This is a genomic window from Alteromonas sp. S167, assembly GCF_036864375.1.
In the GTDB taxonomy this organism is placed as follows: Bacteria; Pseudomonadota; Gammaproteobacteria; order Enterobacterales; family Alteromonadaceae; genus Alteromonas.
In genome coordinates this window covers 103258-121143 of record NZ_JAZETR010000011.1, presented here as the reverse complement: position 1 = coordinate 121143, position 17886 = coordinate 103258, and the positions used below count along the sequence as shown (strand labels likewise).

The 17886-nt window shown below is 43.2% G+C and carries 17 protein-coding genes; 4 read left to right on the top strand and 13 right to left on the bottom strand.

The genetic code is table 11. The features are described 5' to 3' along the window. Nucleotides 1-516 precede the first annotated feature (516 nt). Both V7R35_RS16075 and cysK read right to left on the bottom strand, forming a co-directional pair. Nucleotides 517-969, bottom strand: coding sequence for a hypothetical protein (locus V7R35_RS16075; RefSeq protein ID WP_334015953.1), 453 nt, complete (start codon nt 967-969; stop codon nt 517-519). A gap of 291 nt (nt 970-1260) precedes the next feature. Beyond that, nucleotides 1261-2226 carry a cysteine synthase A gene (gene cysK / locus V7R35_RS16070; RefSeq protein ID WP_334015952.1) on the bottom strand — a complete coding sequence of 322 codons (966 nt, stop codon included), beginning with the start codon at nt 2224-2226 and terminating at the stop codon, nt 1261-1263. Nucleotides 2227-2440: 214 nt separating this feature from the next. Here cysK and V7R35_RS16065 point away from each other — a divergent pair, with 214 nt between their 5' ends. The 3 genes from V7R35_RS16065 to V7R35_RS16055 are packed head-to-tail and all read left to right on the top strand — an operon-like array spanning nt 2441 to nt 5155. Then, a complete protein-coding gene (locus V7R35_RS16065) occupies nt 2441-3277 on the top strand; it encodes an AAA family ATPase (RefSeq protein WP_334015951.1) in 837 nt (278 codons plus the stop codon). Continuing rightward, on the top strand, nt 3277-4458 hold the full coding sequence (locus V7R35_RS16060) for a vWA domain-containing protein (RefSeq protein WP_334015950.1): 1182 nt from the start codon (nt 3277-3279) through the stop codon (nt 4456-4458). The genes V7R35_RS16065 and V7R35_RS16060 overlap by 1 nt, the downstream gene beginning before the upstream one ends. Before the next feature lie 7 nt (nt 4459-4465). After that, the gene (locus V7R35_RS16055; RefSeq protein ID WP_334015948.1) at nt 4466-5155 is read left to right on the top strand and encodes a nucleotidyltransferase family protein; all 690 of its coding nucleotides are present in this window, start codon (nt 4466-4468) and stop codon (nt 5153-5155) included. Between the two features lie 103 nt (nt 5156-5258). Here V7R35_RS16055 and V7R35_RS16050 read toward each other — a convergent pair whose 3' ends face one another. The 10 genes from V7R35_RS16050 to cmoA form a co-directional block, all read right to left on the bottom strand. After that, complete coding sequence (locus V7R35_RS16050) at nt 5259-6623, bottom strand: MATE family efflux transporter (protein ID WP_334015947.1); 1365 nt, start codon at nt 6621-6623, stop codon at nt 5259-5261. Between the two features lie 98 nt (nt 6624-6721). Beyond that, the gene (gene moeA, locus V7R35_RS16045; protein ID WP_334015946.1) at nt 6722-7933 is read right to left on the bottom strand and encodes a molybdopterin molybdotransferase MoeA; all 1212 of its coding nucleotides are present in this window, start codon (nt 7931-7933) and stop codon (nt 6722-6724) included. Nucleotides 7934-8187: 254 nt separating this feature from the next. Continuing rightward, nucleotides 8188-8694 (bottom strand): outer membrane beta-barrel protein, encoded by a 507-nt coding sequence (locus V7R35_RS16040; protein WP_334015945.1) that lies wholly within the window; start codon nt 8692-8694, stop codon nt 8188-8190. A gap of 297 nt (nt 8695-8991) precedes the next feature. Continuing rightward, a complete protein-coding gene (locus V7R35_RS16035) occupies nt 8992-9675 on the bottom strand; it encodes a phosphoglycolate phosphatase (protein ID WP_334015944.1) in 684 nt (227 codons plus the stop codon). A gap of 118 nt (nt 9676-9793) precedes the next feature. Continuing rightward, nucleotides 9794-11551, bottom strand: a complete 1758-nt coding sequence (locus V7R35_RS16030; RefSeq protein ID WP_334015943.1) for a sugar phosphorylase — start codon at nt 11549-11551, stop codon at nt 9794-9796. Between the two features lie 5 nt (nt 11552-11556). Continuing rightward, the gene (locus tag V7R35_RS16025; RefSeq protein WP_334015942.1) at nt 11557-12780 is read right to left on the bottom strand and encodes a glycosyl transferase; all 1224 of its coding nucleotides are present in this window, start codon (nt 12778-12780) and stop codon (nt 11557-11559) included. Between the two features lie 12 nt (nt 12781-12792). Next, nucleotides 12793-13602, bottom strand: coding sequence for an HAD-IIB family hydrolase (locus tag V7R35_RS16020; protein ID WP_334015941.1), 810 nt, complete (start codon nt 13600-13602; stop codon nt 12793-12795). Then, nucleotides 13599-14471 (bottom strand): kinase, encoded by an 873-nt coding sequence (locus tag V7R35_RS16015; protein WP_334015940.1) that lies wholly within the window; start codon nt 14469-14471, stop codon nt 13599-13601. Before V7R35_RS16015 ends, V7R35_RS16020 begins: the two co-directional genes overlap by 4 nt. A 95-nt stretch (nt 14472-14566) precedes the next feature. After that, nucleotides 14567-15565 carry a tRNA 5-methoxyuridine(34)/uridine 5-oxyacetic acid(34) synthase CmoB gene (gene cmoB / locus V7R35_RS16010; RefSeq protein WP_334015939.1) on the bottom strand — a complete coding sequence of 333 codons (999 nt, stop codon included), beginning with the start codon at nt 15563-15565 and terminating at the stop codon, nt 14567-14569. A 74-nt stretch (nt 15566-15639) separates the two neighbouring features. After that, nucleotides 15640-16371 (bottom strand): carboxy-S-adenosyl-L-methionine synthase CmoA, encoded by a 732-nt coding sequence (gene cmoA, locus V7R35_RS16005; RefSeq protein ID WP_334015937.1) that lies wholly within the window; start codon nt 16369-16371, stop codon nt 15640-15642. A 174-nt stretch (nt 16372-16545) separates the two neighbouring features. Here cmoA and V7R35_RS16000 point away from each other — a divergent pair, with 174 nt between their 5' ends. Continuing rightward, nucleotides 16546-17181 (top strand): response regulator transcription factor, encoded by a 636-nt coding sequence (locus V7R35_RS16000; RefSeq protein WP_334015936.1) that lies wholly within the window; start codon nt 16546-16548, stop codon nt 17179-17181. A gap of 36 nt (nt 17182-17217) precedes the next feature. Here the strand turns inward: V7R35_RS16000 and V7R35_RS15995 are convergent, their stop codons facing one another. Next, nucleotides 17218-17829 (bottom strand): CAP domain-containing protein, encoded by a 612-nt coding sequence (locus V7R35_RS15995; RefSeq protein ID WP_334015935.1) that lies wholly within the window; start codon nt 17827-17829, stop codon nt 17218-17220. Nucleotides 17830-17886 lie beyond the last annotated feature (57 nt).

Genomic DNA, 17886 nt, shown 5'->3' with positions numbered 1-17886 from the left:
AGAGCGAAGCGAAGGGAGCCTACGTGTTTTTGTCCCAGCGAGCTTGCGAGCGAGTTTATGCGATTGTTAGGTGCTACACGCTAAGTTTTCCAAGAGGAATTCTAGAGCTTCATGTTCTGGGTTTTCACTCCAAGAAGTAATTTCAGTTCTCACCGTTTTATTCCATAGACATATCACTTCGGTGTCCGGGTCTAGTTGAATAGCGCACGAATTGTTCTTGTTTGAGCAAACTGCATAAACATCATTATTCTGGTGAGTTGTGGCTCTATAAAATGCTAGACGGTCACATACTTCTTCATGGCAATCTTCTATTAGTTTAAACAGCGCTATACCAAATCCAGAGTACCTTTTTCTTACATTCTCTATTGATTCAGATTCAAACCCAAAATCAGGTAAAAGCTCAATTTTCAAAACAGGCACCTAACGCTTTAATAATAGGCAGAAAATTATAGGCTACACTGCCGCCTCGCGGCAAGCCTATGATTTTATGTCCTTATTGATTAACTTGTTAGGTAACTATTTAAACCAACCTGACAAGTTTTCAACATCTATAAATTCACAACCATTTGCCTCAGTTAAATAGAGAGTAGAATGCACTGCGTAATCTTTTTTAATTTGAATATGGACACCGTGAAATTTGGGGCTTAAAAAAGAAACTATATCACTAGGTGAGCGATACTCTTTCTTTGCATATTCTTCATCCCAGTTGTAGACAGGTGTCGGAATATATAGCTCTGAATCTTCAGTATCTTTAAGATCGTAAATAATCGCTGCTGTATCATATTGCGAAGGAACTCTGATATATAAATCACATAGATCGGTCAAACGACCACATGACACTAATGCTTCTATCCCAAGAGAGTTTTTTTCACCTGCCTTAACTACAAAGCCCTGCATATCGAAACAACCATCTAAGGCGTATGAGCAAAATGATTGAAACATTAAAATCAACACAAGATATTTACGCATGACCTTCCCTAGTTACCTAACAATTTAATGTACGGAAAAAATCCTGTTTACAACGCGGACTAATTCCATATATCACTAAAATAATCTTTTCACTTTCTCACGTAAATAAGTCCATATCAACGCCTTACAAGAAATTGGGCAAACATGGAGAGTAAAATACGGAAATTATCTTTTTTATTTTTTCGCTTTGAAAAATAGCGCTGATCTGTATAAATAAACAGTGTGATTTATTCGATTACAGAAACAAAAAAGCGAGGCCTAAGCCTCGCTTTCAATCCTATCGAGAAATGCTTACTGCACTTCTTCTTGGTCGTCGAATGCGCCAGCAAAAAGAGGGCTACTTAGGTAACGCTCGGTACCACTTGCTAGAAGCACTACAACAATTTTGTCTTTGTTTTCTGGGCGCTCAGCAAAACGCTTAGCTGCAACTACTGCTGCACCAGATGAAATACCCGCAAGAATACCTTCGTCGGTCATTAGCTTGCGTGCCATTTCCATACATTCTTCGTTGGTAACTTGCTCAACTTCGTCAATAAGGTCTAGGTCTAAGTTGCCAGGAATAAAGCCTGCACCAATACCCTGTATTTTGTGAGGGCCAGGCGTTAGTTCTTCACCCGCTAATGCTTGGGTAATTACTGGCGAGTCAGTCGGCTCTACTGCAATAGACGTAATAGCTTTACCTTTAGTGTTTTTAAGGTAACGGCTAACACCAGTAATTGTGCCGCCCGTACCAACACCGGCTACGAATGCGTCTACTTTACCGTCTGTGTCTTCCCAAATTTCTGGACCAGTGGTTTTCTCGTGAATAGCTGGGTTCGCTGGGTTGTCGAACTGTTGCAGAAGAACGTATTTTTCTGGGTCAGAGTTCACAATCTCTTGTGCTGCCGCTACTGCACCTTTCATGCCTTTAGGCGCTTCGGTAAGTACTAGGTTTGCACCCAGTGCTTTGAGCAGTTTACGGCGCTCTAAACTCATGCTGCTAGGCATGGTTAGCGTTAGCTTGTAGCCACGTGAAGCTGCAACAAACGCAAGGGCAATACCAGTGTTACCGCTGGTAGGCTCTACAATTTCTTTACCTTCGGTAAGGACACCGCGCTTTTCAGCATCCCAAATCATGTTTGCGCCAATACGGCACTTTACGCTGAAGCTTGGGTTGCGCGATTCAATTTTTGCGTACACGTTACCTGAAGTTACGCGATTAAGTTTTACTAGTGGCGTGCGGCCAATAGATAGGGAATTGTCGTCAAATACGTTCATTTTTAATCCTTACCTCGTTCCTTAATTTCTAGGAAACCCCGTTCTGTCGTGATCTGTACGACCTTTATAATAGTTAATAATTCATAGCGTGAATTAGGGGATTTCGTCATACCCCTATATCATTGGTCCCAAACGCAAAAATGCAAAGTGTTTTTTAGCTATATGTTATTGTTAAAATACATGAAGACGAAGAATTATACGGAGTACAACATCAATGGCTTTTAGTGGCACGTCTAATTACATCGCAACCAAAGACTTACAATTAGCGGTTAATGCCGCCATTACGCTAGAGCGCCCGCTATTAATTAAGGGCGAGCCAGGCACGGGTAAAACTATGTTGGCAGAAGAGCTGGCTGAAAGCTTAGGCACCGAACTTATTCAATGGCACATTAAGTCAACCACCAAAGCGCAGCAGGGTTTATACGAGTACGATGCCGTTTCGCGTTTGCGCGACTCGCAACTTGGTGATGATCGCGTTCACGATATTGGCAACTACATTGTTAAAGGTAAGCTGTGGGAAGCGTTTAGCGCAGAAAAGCGCCCGGTACTGCTTATTGATGAAATAGATAAAGCCGACATTGAGTTTCCAAACGATCTACTGCTAGAGCTAGATAAAATGGAATTCTTTGTTTACGAAACGCAAGAGCGCGTAGTAGCAAAGCAGCGTCCTATCGTTATCATTACGTCGAATAATGAAAAAGAATTGCCCGACGCGTTTTTGCGCCGCTGTTTCTTCCACTATATTCAGTTCCCAAATCCAGAAGAGATGCAGGAAATTGTTAATGTACATTTCCCTGATTTGAAGAAAAAGTTGCTGGATGAAGCGCTTAAAGCGTTTTTCGAGTTACGCGATGTACCAGGGTTAAAGAAAAAGCCGTCTACGTCTGAGCTTATCGACTGGCTTAAGCTACTTGTAGCAGAAGACATTCCACCAGAGGCTCTTCATTCAAAAGACGGTAAAGCAGCTATTCCTCCACTGTATGGCGCATTACTTAAGAACGAGCAAGACATTCACTTGTTTGAAAAACTGGTCTTTATGGCGCGTCGCTAATGCTTATTCAGTTCTTTTTCACGCTACGAAAATATCAGGTTAAAACCACGCTTCGCGAGTTGCTTGATTTGCTCAGAGCTTTGGAAAAGCATGTGGTGTACGCCGACATCGAGGCTTTCTACAGCCTAGCGCGCACCATTATGGTTAAGGACGAAACCCAGTACGACAAGTTCGATAGGGCATTTGCCGAGTATTTTGAAGGCGTAGAGTCGGTTGATTTATTTGGTAAAGATATCCCTGAAGAGTGGCTGCGTAAGGAAATAGAGAAAAACCTAAGCCCTGAAGAGCGAGAAGCACTACGCAAAGCGGGCGGCCTTGAAGAACTTATGGAAACCTTGAAAAAGCGCTTGGAAGAACAAGAAAAGCGCCATCAAGGTGGAAATAAATGGATAGGTACTGGCGGTACTTCACCATTTGGAGCGTATGGCGACAACCCCGAAGGCGTGCGTATTGGTCAAAAAGGAAACCGCAAGTTTTCAGCGGCCAAGGTATGGGATAAACGTGAATTTAAAAACTTAAGTTCTGATGTAGAGCTTGGTACGCGAAACATTAAAGTGGCGCTGCGTAAACTAAGAAAGTTTGCCCGCACCGGTGCCAGCGAGCAGCTTGACGTGCCTACCACCATTGGTGAAACGGCGAAGAAGGGCGGTTTGCTCGACATTCACATGGCACCTGAACGTCATAATGCGGTAAAAGTGTTGATGTTTTTTGATGTGGGTGGGTCTATGGATCCTCACGTGAAAAGCACACAAGAGCTTTTTTCAGCGGTGCAGTCGGAGTTTAAATATTTAGAGTATTTTTACTTTCACAACTGTGTGTATGAAGAGGTGTGGAAAGACAACCAGCGTCGCAACAAAGAGCGCATTCCTATTTGGGATATCATTCATCGCTACGGAAAAGACTATAAAGTCATTTTTGTAGGTGACGCCACTATGGGGCCATATGAAATTACTTATCCAGGCGGTAGCGTAGAGCATTGGAATGAAGAGCCAGGCAGTGTGTGGATGCAGCGTTTGCTTAATCACTTTAATAATGCCGTTTGGCTTAACCCGCAGCCTGAAAACTATTGGCCATATTATTCGTCTATTAAAATTATTCGCGAGATTATGGAAGACAGAATGTATGGGCTAACGTTGGAAGGGTTAACCGACGCCATTAAAGGCTTAAGCCGAAGCCGATGAGCTACAGATGAATTATAAATTAGCTGGTTTATTGCTAGCAGGCGGGCAAAGCGCTCGTTATGCTGGTAATAAGCTACTATCACAACATCCAATTGCAAACACATCGCTTGTAACCTATAGCGCATACCAACTTAAAAATGCGTTAAGCGACGATACTGCAAGTGTGCAAAGCCACATTGAAATGCTGGTAGTAACCGGAAAGTGGGATAAAAGTGTGCGCGACGCGCTTAGCCATTTACCTGTTTCAGTGATAACCAACACCAATTGGCAAGAGGGCATTGCTGCAAGTATTCGCGAAGGGGTAAGCTATTTAGCTGCAGGTAAGCCGCTAGTGGATATTGAAGATAAGCACAGCGTGGCACTTACGCATAGTGAAGTTGTACCAAGCCATATACTTATTACCCTTGCTGATTTACCTAAAGTAAGTTCTTACGATATGCGTGAGCTTATTGAAGCATCTAAAGCAAATCCATCTCATGTTGTTTGCAGTGAATGGCTAAATGAAGGTAAAACCAAGCTAACGGTGCCAGCGATATTTCCAGCTGATGCGTTTGACGATTTAATGGCAATTTCGGGAGATATAGGCGCAAAACCTGTAATTATGGAGTACAAAAAGGCGGGTAAGCTAACGTCAGTGCCTATACCAAACGCAGAGTTTGATATAGACACACCACAAGACTGGACCTCACTGTACTAAAAGCTTCATTTACAGCAGTGCTGGCAGTTGTAATAGCAGCGCCTCAATTAAAGCTTTGGCACTTTTTTAACGCCAAACGGTCTCAAAGGGTTATTAACATAGCCTACGTGCGCAAAACAGCGCCCGGGCGCTGAATATAAAGTAACCTTGCGCCTAGCATTACTGCGGCAGCACTCAGCCCCACAATAAACCCAATCCAAAAACCGGCTGCGGCCATAGGTTCAGCGGTAACCCAACTGGTTCTTCCCAAAATAACGCCTGTAGGTAAACCAATAAGCCAGTACGAAATAAAGGTAATAATAAACATGGCGGTAGTGTCTTTGTAACCGCGCAGTGCATTAGCTGATATAACCTGTACTGCGTCAGACAATTGGAATAACGCCGCATAAATAAGCAACGCATTCGCCAGCGTATACACGGCTTCATCACTCGTATATAAGCCAATAATAAATGCCTTGGCTAACAGAGTGAATGTGGCGGTGCATGCTGCTGTGCAAAAGCCGATAAGAATAGCCATGCGCGCTGCAATTTTGGCTTGTCGTGAATTATTTTGACCAATGCGATAACCAATACGAATAGCCGCCGCCATACCAATACTCATTGGAAACATGAACATTAGCGCAGAAAAGTTTAGTGCTACCTGATGTGCCGCAACGGTATTGGCGCCAAACGGTGCTAGCAACAACGCCACCACAGAAAACAGGGTTACTTCGAACAAAATGGTCATGGCTATAGGCAAGCCCATTTTAAAAGTGCGGTTAATGGTACTTAGGTTTGGCGTGTAGCGTTTTACAAACAAGTTGTATTGTTTTAGGGAAGGTGCCATACGTACATATACAAACGTGGCGATAAGCATAGTGTAAATAACAATGGCTGTGGCTACACCACAACCCGCGCCACCCATTGCAGGTATTGGGCCAGCACCGTAAATAAACAGGTAGTTGCCTACAACGTTTGCTAACAAGCCTATAACCGTAATAATCATCGTTGGCTTGGTTTTCCCCAAGCCTTCGCAGTAATTGCGCAGCCATTGGTATAAAGCAAAGCCTGGCATAGCAAGTAACACGTAAACCACATAGTCTACGGTAATACTGTAAAGTTCGGGCGCCATTGGAAACAGCGATACAATGCTTTCAGTAAAGGGTAGCAGCGCTGTAATTACCACGCCTACAAAAAACACTAAGTAGCCAGCCTGTTGCGAGGCATCGGCGATACCTGCAATGTTTTTATTTCCTTGCAGCCTAGAGATGATAGGCGGTAATGCTAGCGCTATACCTTGAATAAAACATAAAAGTGGTACAGTAATGCTAAAGCCCAACGCCACTGCTGCCATGTCGGTGGCACTGTAACGCCCAGCCATAATGGTGTCGCTTACGCCCATTAGCATCTGGGTTATTTGCGCCACAAGTAACGGCCACGCAAGTTTAATGATGTCTCTTCCTTCCAAAAGGAAGCGTTTTTTATTCACTGTTGGTGTTCTCTAAAATTCTGCAAAAGTATGACAATTGAATCTGCTAAAAATACGGAAATATAATTATTGTTAGGGGTACGCGTAACCACTTTTGGTTAGTAAAGTGGCATTACAGGTACTATGTCACCTTCATTAAGCGTGCTTATCGATTCGTGTATTACCATTAAACAATTAGCAGCAGTAATGGATGTCATAACCCCAGAGCTTTGTGTTTTAAAAGGGGTAACATGCCATTCACCTTTATCGTCTTTGGTCATAGTTGCGCGCTGAAAATCGCGTCGGCCGGCTCTGCGTTTTATGTCTCGGGTAATTTTAGCACTAACGAAAAGTGGCGCTGCGTTGCCTTTCTGGCCCTGCATTTTTTTAATGATGGGCACAACTAATAGCTTTGCTGTTACAAACGAAGACACTGGGTTGCCAGGTAAACCACAAAAAAGAGTATTGTTTATGCTGCCTAGCGCAAAAGGTTTGCCGGGCTTAACCGCTATCTTCCAAAAGTCGATATTACCTAGCTCACTAATAATGTCTTTCACGTAGTCAGCATCACCTACCGACACGCCACCGCTACTTACCATTACATCAACGCTAGCACTAGCTTTTGTAAATAGCTTTCGAAGAGATGCTTCATTATCTTCAACAATGCCGAAATCGATAATTTCAACGTTTTCGTTGTGTAAAATACTGCTAAGGCCTACACGGTTAGACTCAAATATTTGCGTGGCTAAGCGTTCCTGTCCTGGCTCTGCTAATTCTGAACCTGTGGCCACTATGCCCACTTTCAGTTTTCTAAATACTTTAACCGAGCTTGTTCCCTGAGATGAAAGCAGCATTAGATGCTCGGCCTTCAGTTTTGTACCTTGTTTTATTAGCACGTCATTAACAGCAATATCGTTGGCTTTTCGGCGTATGTTTTCACCTGATTTGGGCAGCTGTTGTATTTTAACGCTGTCGCCATCAGTTGCTGTGTTTTCAATCATCACTACAGCATCGGCGTTAGGCGGTACTGGGGCGCCAGTCATTATTTTAAATGCACTGTGGGGCGCAAGTGGTGTAGCCGCTTCCATTCCTGCTGTAATAACGCCTTGTATGTTAAGCGTGGTGCCATCTTCAATGTCACTGCTGTTAACGGCAAAACCATCCATAGCAGAGTTATCCCAAGGAGGTACATCAAGCGTGGCTATGGCATCTTGCGCTAAAACTCGGCCATTAGCTTCAAATAGGCTTACTTCTTCGGTTTCAACTATAGGTGTTGCTGCATTAAGTGCTTTTGCTAATGCTTCTTCAAGTGAAAGCCATTTTGACGACATACCAACTCCCTAAAGGCAATAAAATTCAGCAGGATATTACCGAAAAAGTCGGTGCTATACCAAAGGTTAATATGCACTATTGTATGCTTAATTAAGGAAGGCTACAGCGTTTCAGGTGGCTAATATGGAAAGTGCTAATATGGAAACTGGATGCAATGCAAAGTGTAAAGTGAAAAACTAGGGAATAGGCTAATGAATAAAAAGTGAGAAGGCGTGTGGGCCTCCTCACTGTTAAAGCATGCTAAATGCGTTTCTTAGAACGCGAATTTTGCGCCAATGCTTAGTACGTCAGCGTCATCGAATGTTTCGTAAGACACTTCTACTGAAGTCGTTTCAGTAACCATGAAGCCAAAGCCGCCACCAAGGCCGAATTCCCAGTCGCTATCTGAAGATTCAGAGAACCCGTTAGCGCTTGCAGTAAGTTCTAGTTTGCCGTAAGACGGAACAATGTAAACGTACATGTTGTCTGCAAGGCTGTATTCACCGCGAAGCGATACCGCATAAAAAGAGTCTAGCTCTACGTCAACACCAAATACAGTATCGTCGCTTACGCCAGTACCAATGCGTACTTCAGGTACTAGTTGAAAGCCATCGTTAACTTGATATTGATAACCAGCAGAGGCAACGATACCGCCTAGACTAATATCAATGTCACCATCGTCATCAGAAACGTTAGTGTAACCAATGCCAAATTCCCAGTTAGCAGAAGCTGACATAGAAACAGTAAGAAGCGCAGCTGATAATATTGCTTTTTTAAACATTTCAAATCCTTGTTGATGCAATGTTGTTTTTTACATTAGAAGGTTTGGCTTAGGCAATTCAGGAGGGAACGACAGCGTATCTAGGGGTTAGGCGACGTCAATCCTTTGAGCCAGTAGCATCCAATCTTCTGCCGAGGATAGTACTTAAAAAACGATTGGGTACGCAATATACATTGCGCTGAAAACAGTAGAGTTATCCTTATAATTTGTAACTAATTGTTTTTAGACATTAAAACGTTAGCTGTTTACGCACTCTCTACTTATGGCGCACTCTATTTTTCGAAGCTTGTTTCCGCGTTAATTTGTTTTTAAGACGTCTAAAATGTCGTTGAAGTGGTTGCAAACCCATCGGGGCTCGCACAGGCCTATGTCTTCGCCGTAGTTGTAGCCATAGGTTAAGCCAATGCTTCTCATATTGGCAGCTTTTGCGGCCAATATGTCATTTTTTGAATCGCCCACCATCACGCAATTTTGTGGCTCTGCGTTTAGCTTTTCACAAGCATACAATAGCGGTGCGGCATCAGGCTTTTTCTGTTTTAGAGTATCGCCCCCAACAGTTACACCAAACACGTTATCCAGTAAGTAGTGGGTTAATATTGGTTGAATGAAGTCTTGCGGTTTGTTGGTTACCAAGCCTAGGGTATAACCACTCTCTTTTAATGTGATTAAGGTTTGGTGTACGCCGTCATACAGTGTTGATGCGCTACAAACGGTTTTATTGTAATGGGCTAGAAATTGGACTAGCAAGGTATCAACATAACTGTTTTGCGCCGCAATGTTGTCACTGATTTTGGTGCTGCCACTTAAGCCTCGCTGCAGCAGTACGCGGGCACCATTGCCCACCCAGTTCCTTACGGTGCTTTCAGAGTAGGTGGGTAGCCCATTATCCTGAAGCGTATTGTTCAGCGCTAGTGCAAGGTCGGGTACTGAGTCTATTAGTGTTCCGTCTAAGTCGAAAAGTAGAGTGGTGATGGCTGTCATAAAGCGATTAATTAAAATCAGAAAATACGTTGGTTGATATGAATGTAACACATGCCGCGGTATCAGTACCGCGGCATTGAGCTATTAATTTTCGTTGCTACTTTCGTTGCTACTTGCTCTATTTCTCAAAGTCCTGATTACTGATCCACAGTACTTGATAGGGCATAAGCGTTAACGCGCTATCCGACAAACAAATTTCATCACGTGTGATGAGATCTATCCAATTATCAGTTCCAATCAAATTGATGTCGGTAAGTGCAATGGTTTGCTCTTCATCAGAAATGTTGCTTACACAAAAAATACTCTGTTTTCTATCCAAGCTTTGTCGCCAGTAACCAAATATCGTAGTGCCAAGCTGCAGTGTAAACTGCGTGGCATTAGGGTGAAATGCTGGCTGTGCTTTACGTATCCGAATTAACTGCGACACACGCGTTAGCACTTTATGATGCTGCGAATATGGCGAATCTAGCAAGGCTTCAAGCTCGCTTAAGTCCCATCTACGACGATTTATCGAGCGGTTTTGGCCTGTATTAGCCACTTTTTCATAATCGTTCGATGTACCCAACAAGCTATGAATATATAAACCAGGAATTCCTTCCATGCCTAACATAATGGCATGAGCGCATATAAAGCGGTCTACCTGATACTTGTCTGGGCCTTTCGTTGTGCCTTGAAGTGCATCAAATAAGGTAATGTTTATTTCATACGGTTTTTGCTGTCCATGATCCGACGCTCGCCAAGAAATTTTGCCGCCAAAACTTTGCATGGTATGTACCAGCTCTGATATTTCATCATCATCTAGTAACCCTTCCGCTGGACGCAAGCCTATACCGTCATGCGATGCAATAAAGTTAAAATAAGCCGTGCCGTTTTGTGCAGGTGGCATGCTCATCATCCAACTTTTAAGGTAGGTACAGTCGCCCGTTACCAAGGTATTTACCAACAGCGGAGGCAAAGAGAAATTGTAAATGGCATGCGCTTCGTTTGCGTTACCAAAATAGGTTAGGTTTTCTCTGTTAGGAATGTTGGTTTCAGTAATAATTATAATACTAGGGTCAACATGCTCTATAAGCGTACGTAGTAAACGAATAACTTCATGGGTTTGCGCTAAATTAATACAATTCGTTCCAATGATTTTCCATAGAAACGCCACCGCATCTAAACGAAACAGCTTCGAGCCCTTATCAATGTAAAGACGAATGATATCAACAAAGGCCAACAGTACCTTGGGGTTTCTAAAATCAAAATCTACTTGGTCATGGCTAAATGTGCACCACACGTGCTTGGTGCCATCAGCCGTTTCGGTTTCGCGCAGTAATGGCGATACGCGCGGACGTGTAACCATCGACAAATCGTCATCAGGTGAGGCTGTGAAGAAAAAGTCTGAGCCGGGACCTTCTCCCTTAATAAAGTTATCAAACCATACGCTACGTGCAGAACAGTGATTAATAACAAGATCTGCCATAAGGCCGTAATCTTTTGAGATGGCTTCAATGTCATCCCACGAGCCTAACGCTTCGTTTACGGTAGAGTAGTCGATAACGGAAAAACCATCGTCAGAACTGTAAGGGAAGAAAGGTAAAATATGCACGTTGTTGATCGTGTTTTTACAGTAGCGATGTAAAAAGCGATTTAGCGTGACTAGCGGCTTCTCGCCTTCTGAAATTACGCTATCGCCATAAGTGATCATGACAATATCGTCTTCATCCCAATAGTTATGGTGAGACTGCGGAGAAGCGATATCACTTTCTTCTTTTAAACCAATGGTGTGCATTAACTCAGTAGCAAGCGCGTCGTAAGACACGCTTAACGCTACATCAGCATAAATACTTTCTAAATGGTGTTTTACCTTGTCATGGAGGAGTGTCCACGCCATATAACTTACTCCATAAATTCAGCAGTATCGGCTTCAACCGCTTCAACCAAGCGCTCAAGAATATCTGGTACAGCGCTTGTTACACGGTTCCAACTAGGAATAAACGGGGTCTCCATCGGGTTCTCTAAGAAGTTTTGACCCGCTTTCATAATGTTGCTGGCAAACATTTCTACCGCTTTTTCTTCGCTGTGAATGTCCAAAGACAAGCCGTTCATTACTGCGTCGTTGTGATAGGTTTCTATAAAGTCTAGCGCAATACGGAAGTATGTGGCTTTAATTGAGCGGAACATTTCGTTGCTAAAGGTATAGCCTTGCGTCGCGAGCTTTCTAAAAATAGCTTTTGTGATGTCGATAGACATCTTTGATAAACCGCCCTGATCGTTATTTAGCGAAAGGTCCTGATGCTTGTGATCATAAATATCGCAGATATCAGCCTGGCATAGGCGATTATGTGAATAGTTGCGGTGCATTTCCGACAGTACGCCAATTTCTAAGCCCCAGTCACTTGGAATGCGAATATCGTTGAGTACATCACGTCTAAACGAGAACTCACCCGCAAGCGGATAACGGAAGCTGTCCATAAATTCTAAGTACTCGTTGTCGCCCATGATGCGTTTAAGTGCGCGCAGTAAAGGAGTAACAAGCAAACGAGACACACGACCGTTAATTTTTCCGTTGGCAACACGTGCGTAATACCCTTTACAGAATTCATAGTTAAACTGTGGGTTTGCTACTGGATAAATAAGCTTAGCAAGTAAGTCTTTTTCGTAAGTTACAATGTCGCAGTCGTGCAGCGCAACCGATTCGGCCCGATTAGACGCTAACACATAACCCATGCAATACCAGACGTTTCGGCCTTTACCCAATTCTTTTGGCGCTAAGCCTTGTGCTTGGAGTTCTTCATCCAATGCTTTTAATCGCGGCCCGTCATTCCACAACACGCGGTGGTGCTGCGGCAATTTTCCAAAAAATTTCAGAGCGTGTTTGTATTGGTCTTTTGACGCGCGATCTAGGCCAATAACAATTTCAGATAAGTACGGTACTTCTGTTAGTTCTTGTACAATATGGGGAAGTGCGTCGCCTTCAAGTTCAGAAAAAAGCGATGGCAGAATAAGTGCCATTGGACGTTTTTTTGAAAATTGAAGAAGTTCTGCTTCTAGTTCCTCGGTAGGACGTCGAGCCAAGTTATGTAACGTAGTAACCACACCATTTTGATAAAAATCAGCCATGTGTCCTCCTGATCATAGAGATAATAGTTGAGTAAGCATTTCGTTCCAGCCTTCAGGGCCGGTGAGGGTGCTGGTATAAACCTCTTCTTTTTGAACCGCTGGTGGAAGATTTACCGGTGAAAGAATACGTATAGGGATATGTGCCGCCTCTAGCATGGCAATATCGTTTTTACCGTCACCTAAGGCCACTGTTTGTACCTTGGTAACGTACTGCTTTTGGTATTCGCTGGCCAACCATTTAAGTGCTTGGCCCTTGTCACAATTACCAGAAATATGAATAAAGCGGCCGCCCTCTAGTGGGAACGCGCCGCGTTCAGTGATAGCGTTTAAAAAGCGTTTTTTTTCATCGTCAGTGCCAAGCCATAACACTGGCTCACCAAATTGACGTTTGGCAGCCAATGATGCCGACTTTTCATCTAAGCCAGTGCTATCTTGAATTTCTTCAAGAGACATCTTTGAGAATTGCGTAAACTTACCGTCGAACTCACTTCCTACTTTTTCTAGAAGCTTAATCCAATAGTTTTTGTTCGAAATAAAGGCTTTGCACCAGTAACCGTCTACCCACACTGTGCCACTGGGTTTTTGCTTAAAAAAGCCGTGAGGAATAAAAATAGCTGCACCGTTCTCTACAATGAACGGGCCATCTAAGCCAATACGTTCTCGTAGCGGCTGCAATTCAGCAAACGTTTTACTGGTGGTGGGGATTACGGGGATAGATTTAGACTCAAGTGCACTTAAGGCCGGTTTCGCCGCTTCAAAAGAGTAGGTATGGTGGTCTAACAGCGTGCCGTCCATGTCGGTGAAAACAAGCGTTTTATTCATTTACGTACGTCCTGTTCAATAATACTTCTGCTTGAATCAAGCGTGAATACGGTGTCGCATTTATCGGGCATTGTGCGCAACGCAAACTCGGTAATACGCTGATAATGCTGTACAAAGTTTGCCACTTCATCATCACTCATTACGCCTTTGCTGTCAGACTCTGCCGACTTTGCTAATTTGTGTTCTTGTTCTAAACGCCACTTGTAAACGCAATCAAATGATGGGGCTTTTAGCATTACGCGATAGTCTATTTGATTAAACAACGCTTGATATTGATCGCTAATGGCCTCGTTTACGAAAGTGCGCCATATGGCTTCTGAGTCTTCAATTTCTTCAAGTTTGTTAATGGGGTTTTTCAATGAGGCAGTGTCTTCAGCGCTCACACCCACACACCAGCCCTCAAGAATAATGAAATCTGGAACTACCTCTATTACAGGCCATTGGGCTTTGGGAAAAGGGTTGTCAGTTGCTTTATTAAAGCGCGGCAGCTGCGTTGTTTCGCCGGCTTTAAGCTGTCTGAATGTGTTTAGGGCAAGGGTAATGTCGTGAGTGCCGGGAACACCACGTGTTTTTAAAAGTGGATGCACTTTATTAGCGAGTTCATTACGGTCTGACTGATCTAGATAGAAGTCGTCAATAGATAAAGAAACAACGTTCTTATTATGAACCGATGAAAGATAGGCGTCGATAAAGCTGGTAAGGGTTGATTTACCCGAACCTTGGCATCCATTAATGCCAACAATTAGTGGGGATTTTGCACCTTCTTGGTGCTTAAGTAGCCTATCGCAAAGTGGAGTGAACCATTTTTGTGCAATTGCTGCGTAGCTATTTGGCAATTGCTGTACGGCTAAAAAGCCATGTATATCCATGTTGTCACCCTAATCAATGCAGAATACTTACACTCTAGCAGATTAGGGTTACAACATTTGTGCCATAAGAAACGGTTTGTTAGAAACGCCCGTTTTTACTTTTTATTGGCCACTATTACGGCTCGTTGTGGTGCAGGGTAACCTTCTATGGTGCGCGTAATATCTTCCGGCATGAGAAAATCTTTCAAAGACTGCGTGTCCATCCATTGTGTCGAACGTTGCTCATCAAGCGTCGTATGATTAACATCTACCACGCGAATATTCTCGAAGCCTAACCTAGACAGCCATACAGTTAGCGCTGCAGTGCTAGGCAAAAACCACACATTGCGCATTTGAGCATAACGTTCACCGGCCATTAGCACGGTGTTTTCATCACCATCAACAACCAATGTTTCTAGAATGAGTTCGCCGCCTTTTCTCAATTGGTCTTTCAACTGAGTTAAAAAGGCCATCGGATCTTTACGGTGATACAGTACACCCATAGAAAATACAGTATCGAAGGCTTTTAAAGGTTGCATGTCTTCAATACCCATAGGTAAGAAATGAATATCATCACGCCTAACGCCTTGGTGCTGCATAAAGTGTTTTACTGCATGGAATTGAATAAGGAAAAGCTGTGTTGGATCGATGCCGATAACGTTGGAAGCCCCTTCGCCCAGCATTCTCCACATGTGATAGCCGCTTCCACAGCCAACGTCTAAAACACTTCTGTCTTTAAGCGAAGAAATGTGTGGTACTACGCGATCCCATTTCCAATCTGAACGCCATTCTGTATCGATATGAATGCCATGGATGTGGTATGGGCCTTTACGCCAAGGCATGAATTGCTTCAGTAGCCCCTCGATTTGTTTAGACGTATATTCATCTATGTCGTTACTTGAACCAGCGGTGACAGAAGACGATAAATCAACACTAGAAGGCGTAGTTGACGGTAATTTATTTAGCAGTCGGCACCACTTATCAAACTCACCGTGTTTGCCGGTTCGCTGCCATGAGTCCATAAGCGCGGGTAACGTTTGTAACCAATGTGACAGTGGGCTGTCGAGCAACGACTTATAGCAGTCGTTTAGCCACGTTTGTTCAAGTTTACTCATATTAATCTCGTATTTGCTTTGCGCATGTTCGCAGAAATATCTGCGCTGCGATATTTTCGCTGCAATATTAGGCGCTAGGCTTTAATTGCCACCATTGATGTGAAGTTGTAGCACTTAAACCACATAACCACATCGTCGAAACCTGCACTTTTCAAGCGCGTTTCATGGTCGCTAAAGGTGTCGGTAAGCATGACTTTTTCAAGTGCAGCACGTTTTTGGCTAACTTCAAGCTCACTATAACCATTGTCACGTTTAAACTGGTGATGAAGGTCAATTAACAGCTCATTGCCCGCAATAGTGGGGTGCCTAATTTTTTCTGACAACAATAAAATACCGCCTGGGTTCAAACCTTGGTATATCTTATGAAGCAGCGCTTCTCTGTCTGCTGGTGGGATAAATTGTAAGGTGAAATTCATAATAACCATCGACGCATCTTCTATGGCGACATCCTGAGCCATAGCTTTAGTGATGGTTATTGGGTTGGGGAGGGTGAAAGCCTGAACCACGCGTTTACAACGCTCAACCATGGCTTCAGAGCTATCAACGCCAATAATTTCACATTGTTTATCTTGTGTGGCTCTTGCTACCGATAAACTCGCGGCCCCTAACGAACAACCCAAGTCATATACCTTTGAGTTATTAGTCACAACGGTTTTTGCTACTTCACCAATAGTATGGATGATAGACTCATATCCCGGTACTGAACGCTGAATCATATCGGGAAACACGTCTACCACAGACTCGTCAAATTTAAAGTCAGCTACTTTATTGAGCGGGTTTGCATAAATATTGTCGTGTTTCTTCACAATAAACCTTAGATTTACTTAATTGGTGCGCAATTTTACCGTTTGAAATATAAATGCCAATCGAAAACACTAATTTTGTTGATATTTACGCTATTTTTGTAACATAAGGGCTTTTAGAAATTAGCCGAAAGTATTACCCTATACATTGAACAAGAAAAGGAAGCAGTAACGCTAATGACAAGAATTCTAGTAGCAGACGATCACCCATTGTTTCGCGAAGCGTTAAGTGGCGCTTTAGAACCCTATTTTGAGAACGCGCAGATACTTGAAGCGGGTAGTCTTGACGCGGCAATCACAATACTTAATGAGTTCGACGGCGTAGAATTAGTGCTTCTTGACCTAAACATGCCGGGTGGTGAGTATTTCAATGGTTTAATTACTCTGCGCGAGCAATTCCCAAATATCCCAGTGGGTGTGGTATCGGGTAGCGATAGTGTTGAAGTTGTTGCACAGGTAATGAGCCTAGGTGCACAAGGCTTTATCCCGAAAGTATCTGCAACTCGTGAAATGGCACAAGCCATTGTTGATATTATTGCAGGTAAAAAGTGGCTACCTGAAGGCATGGAAGAAGAACTTGAAAAAGTTGACGACGAACTTAAGGTGCTACTCAAGCGTTTCCAAGAGCTTACGCCAAAGCAAATTCAAGTGTTGTCATATCTTCGCGCAGGCTTAATGAATAAACAAATAGCGCACGAAATGAATGTGACTGAAGCAACGATAAAGGCTCACATAAGCGCTATTCTGCGTAAACTGGAAATTAACACGCGTACGCAAGCAGTACTGTTAATGGACAAGCTTCAACTAAGCTAGAAATAAACACATTTTTACGTTAAAAAAAACCGGATATTAATCCGGTTTTTTTGTTTTTAAGATAACTTCGCCGTCTTTTGTCACTATGCCAAGCCCTTTGTCGGGTATTTCATCAAACTTCTTCGATTTACGAACCAACTTTATAGTGCTGTCTTCTGGCGCTATATCAGTATCGCTTTCAAGCTTAGTTAAATAAACTGCCCAGTATTCCACATGGGGAGTACTGTAGTCTTTGTAAAAGCCTACACCAATTTGGTCTTGTTCCTGATAAAAAGGCACTTCAGCCAATAAATGTTGACGGTGGCTTGTTGACGTTTGCAGTGCATACCACACATCTTCCGCATTGATATAACCACCTGCCAATGCTTCTACCTGATTACTCATAGCATCGCCGTAGTAATCTGGAAGTACAAGGCCTGCATCACGAATGCGGCTATTTGGACTGCCGCCCAAAAAGTGTGAAACCAAACCGCGCGATGCCATATCTTTTGCTTTTTCTTCGGCAAGCTTTACCAAAGTAGGGTGGCAAACAAGAATTGGGCGCTGTTGGTTTTTATCGGTTGCGATTAAGTTAGCTAGTGCTTTTGCTTGTTCTGAGTTTCCACAGTCGAATGTTATCGCTTCAGCTAATGCCGAGTTGTTAAACATAGCAGTGAATAAAACAGTGCAAAGCGAGGAATATAAAAATAAAGGGCCGCGAATGCG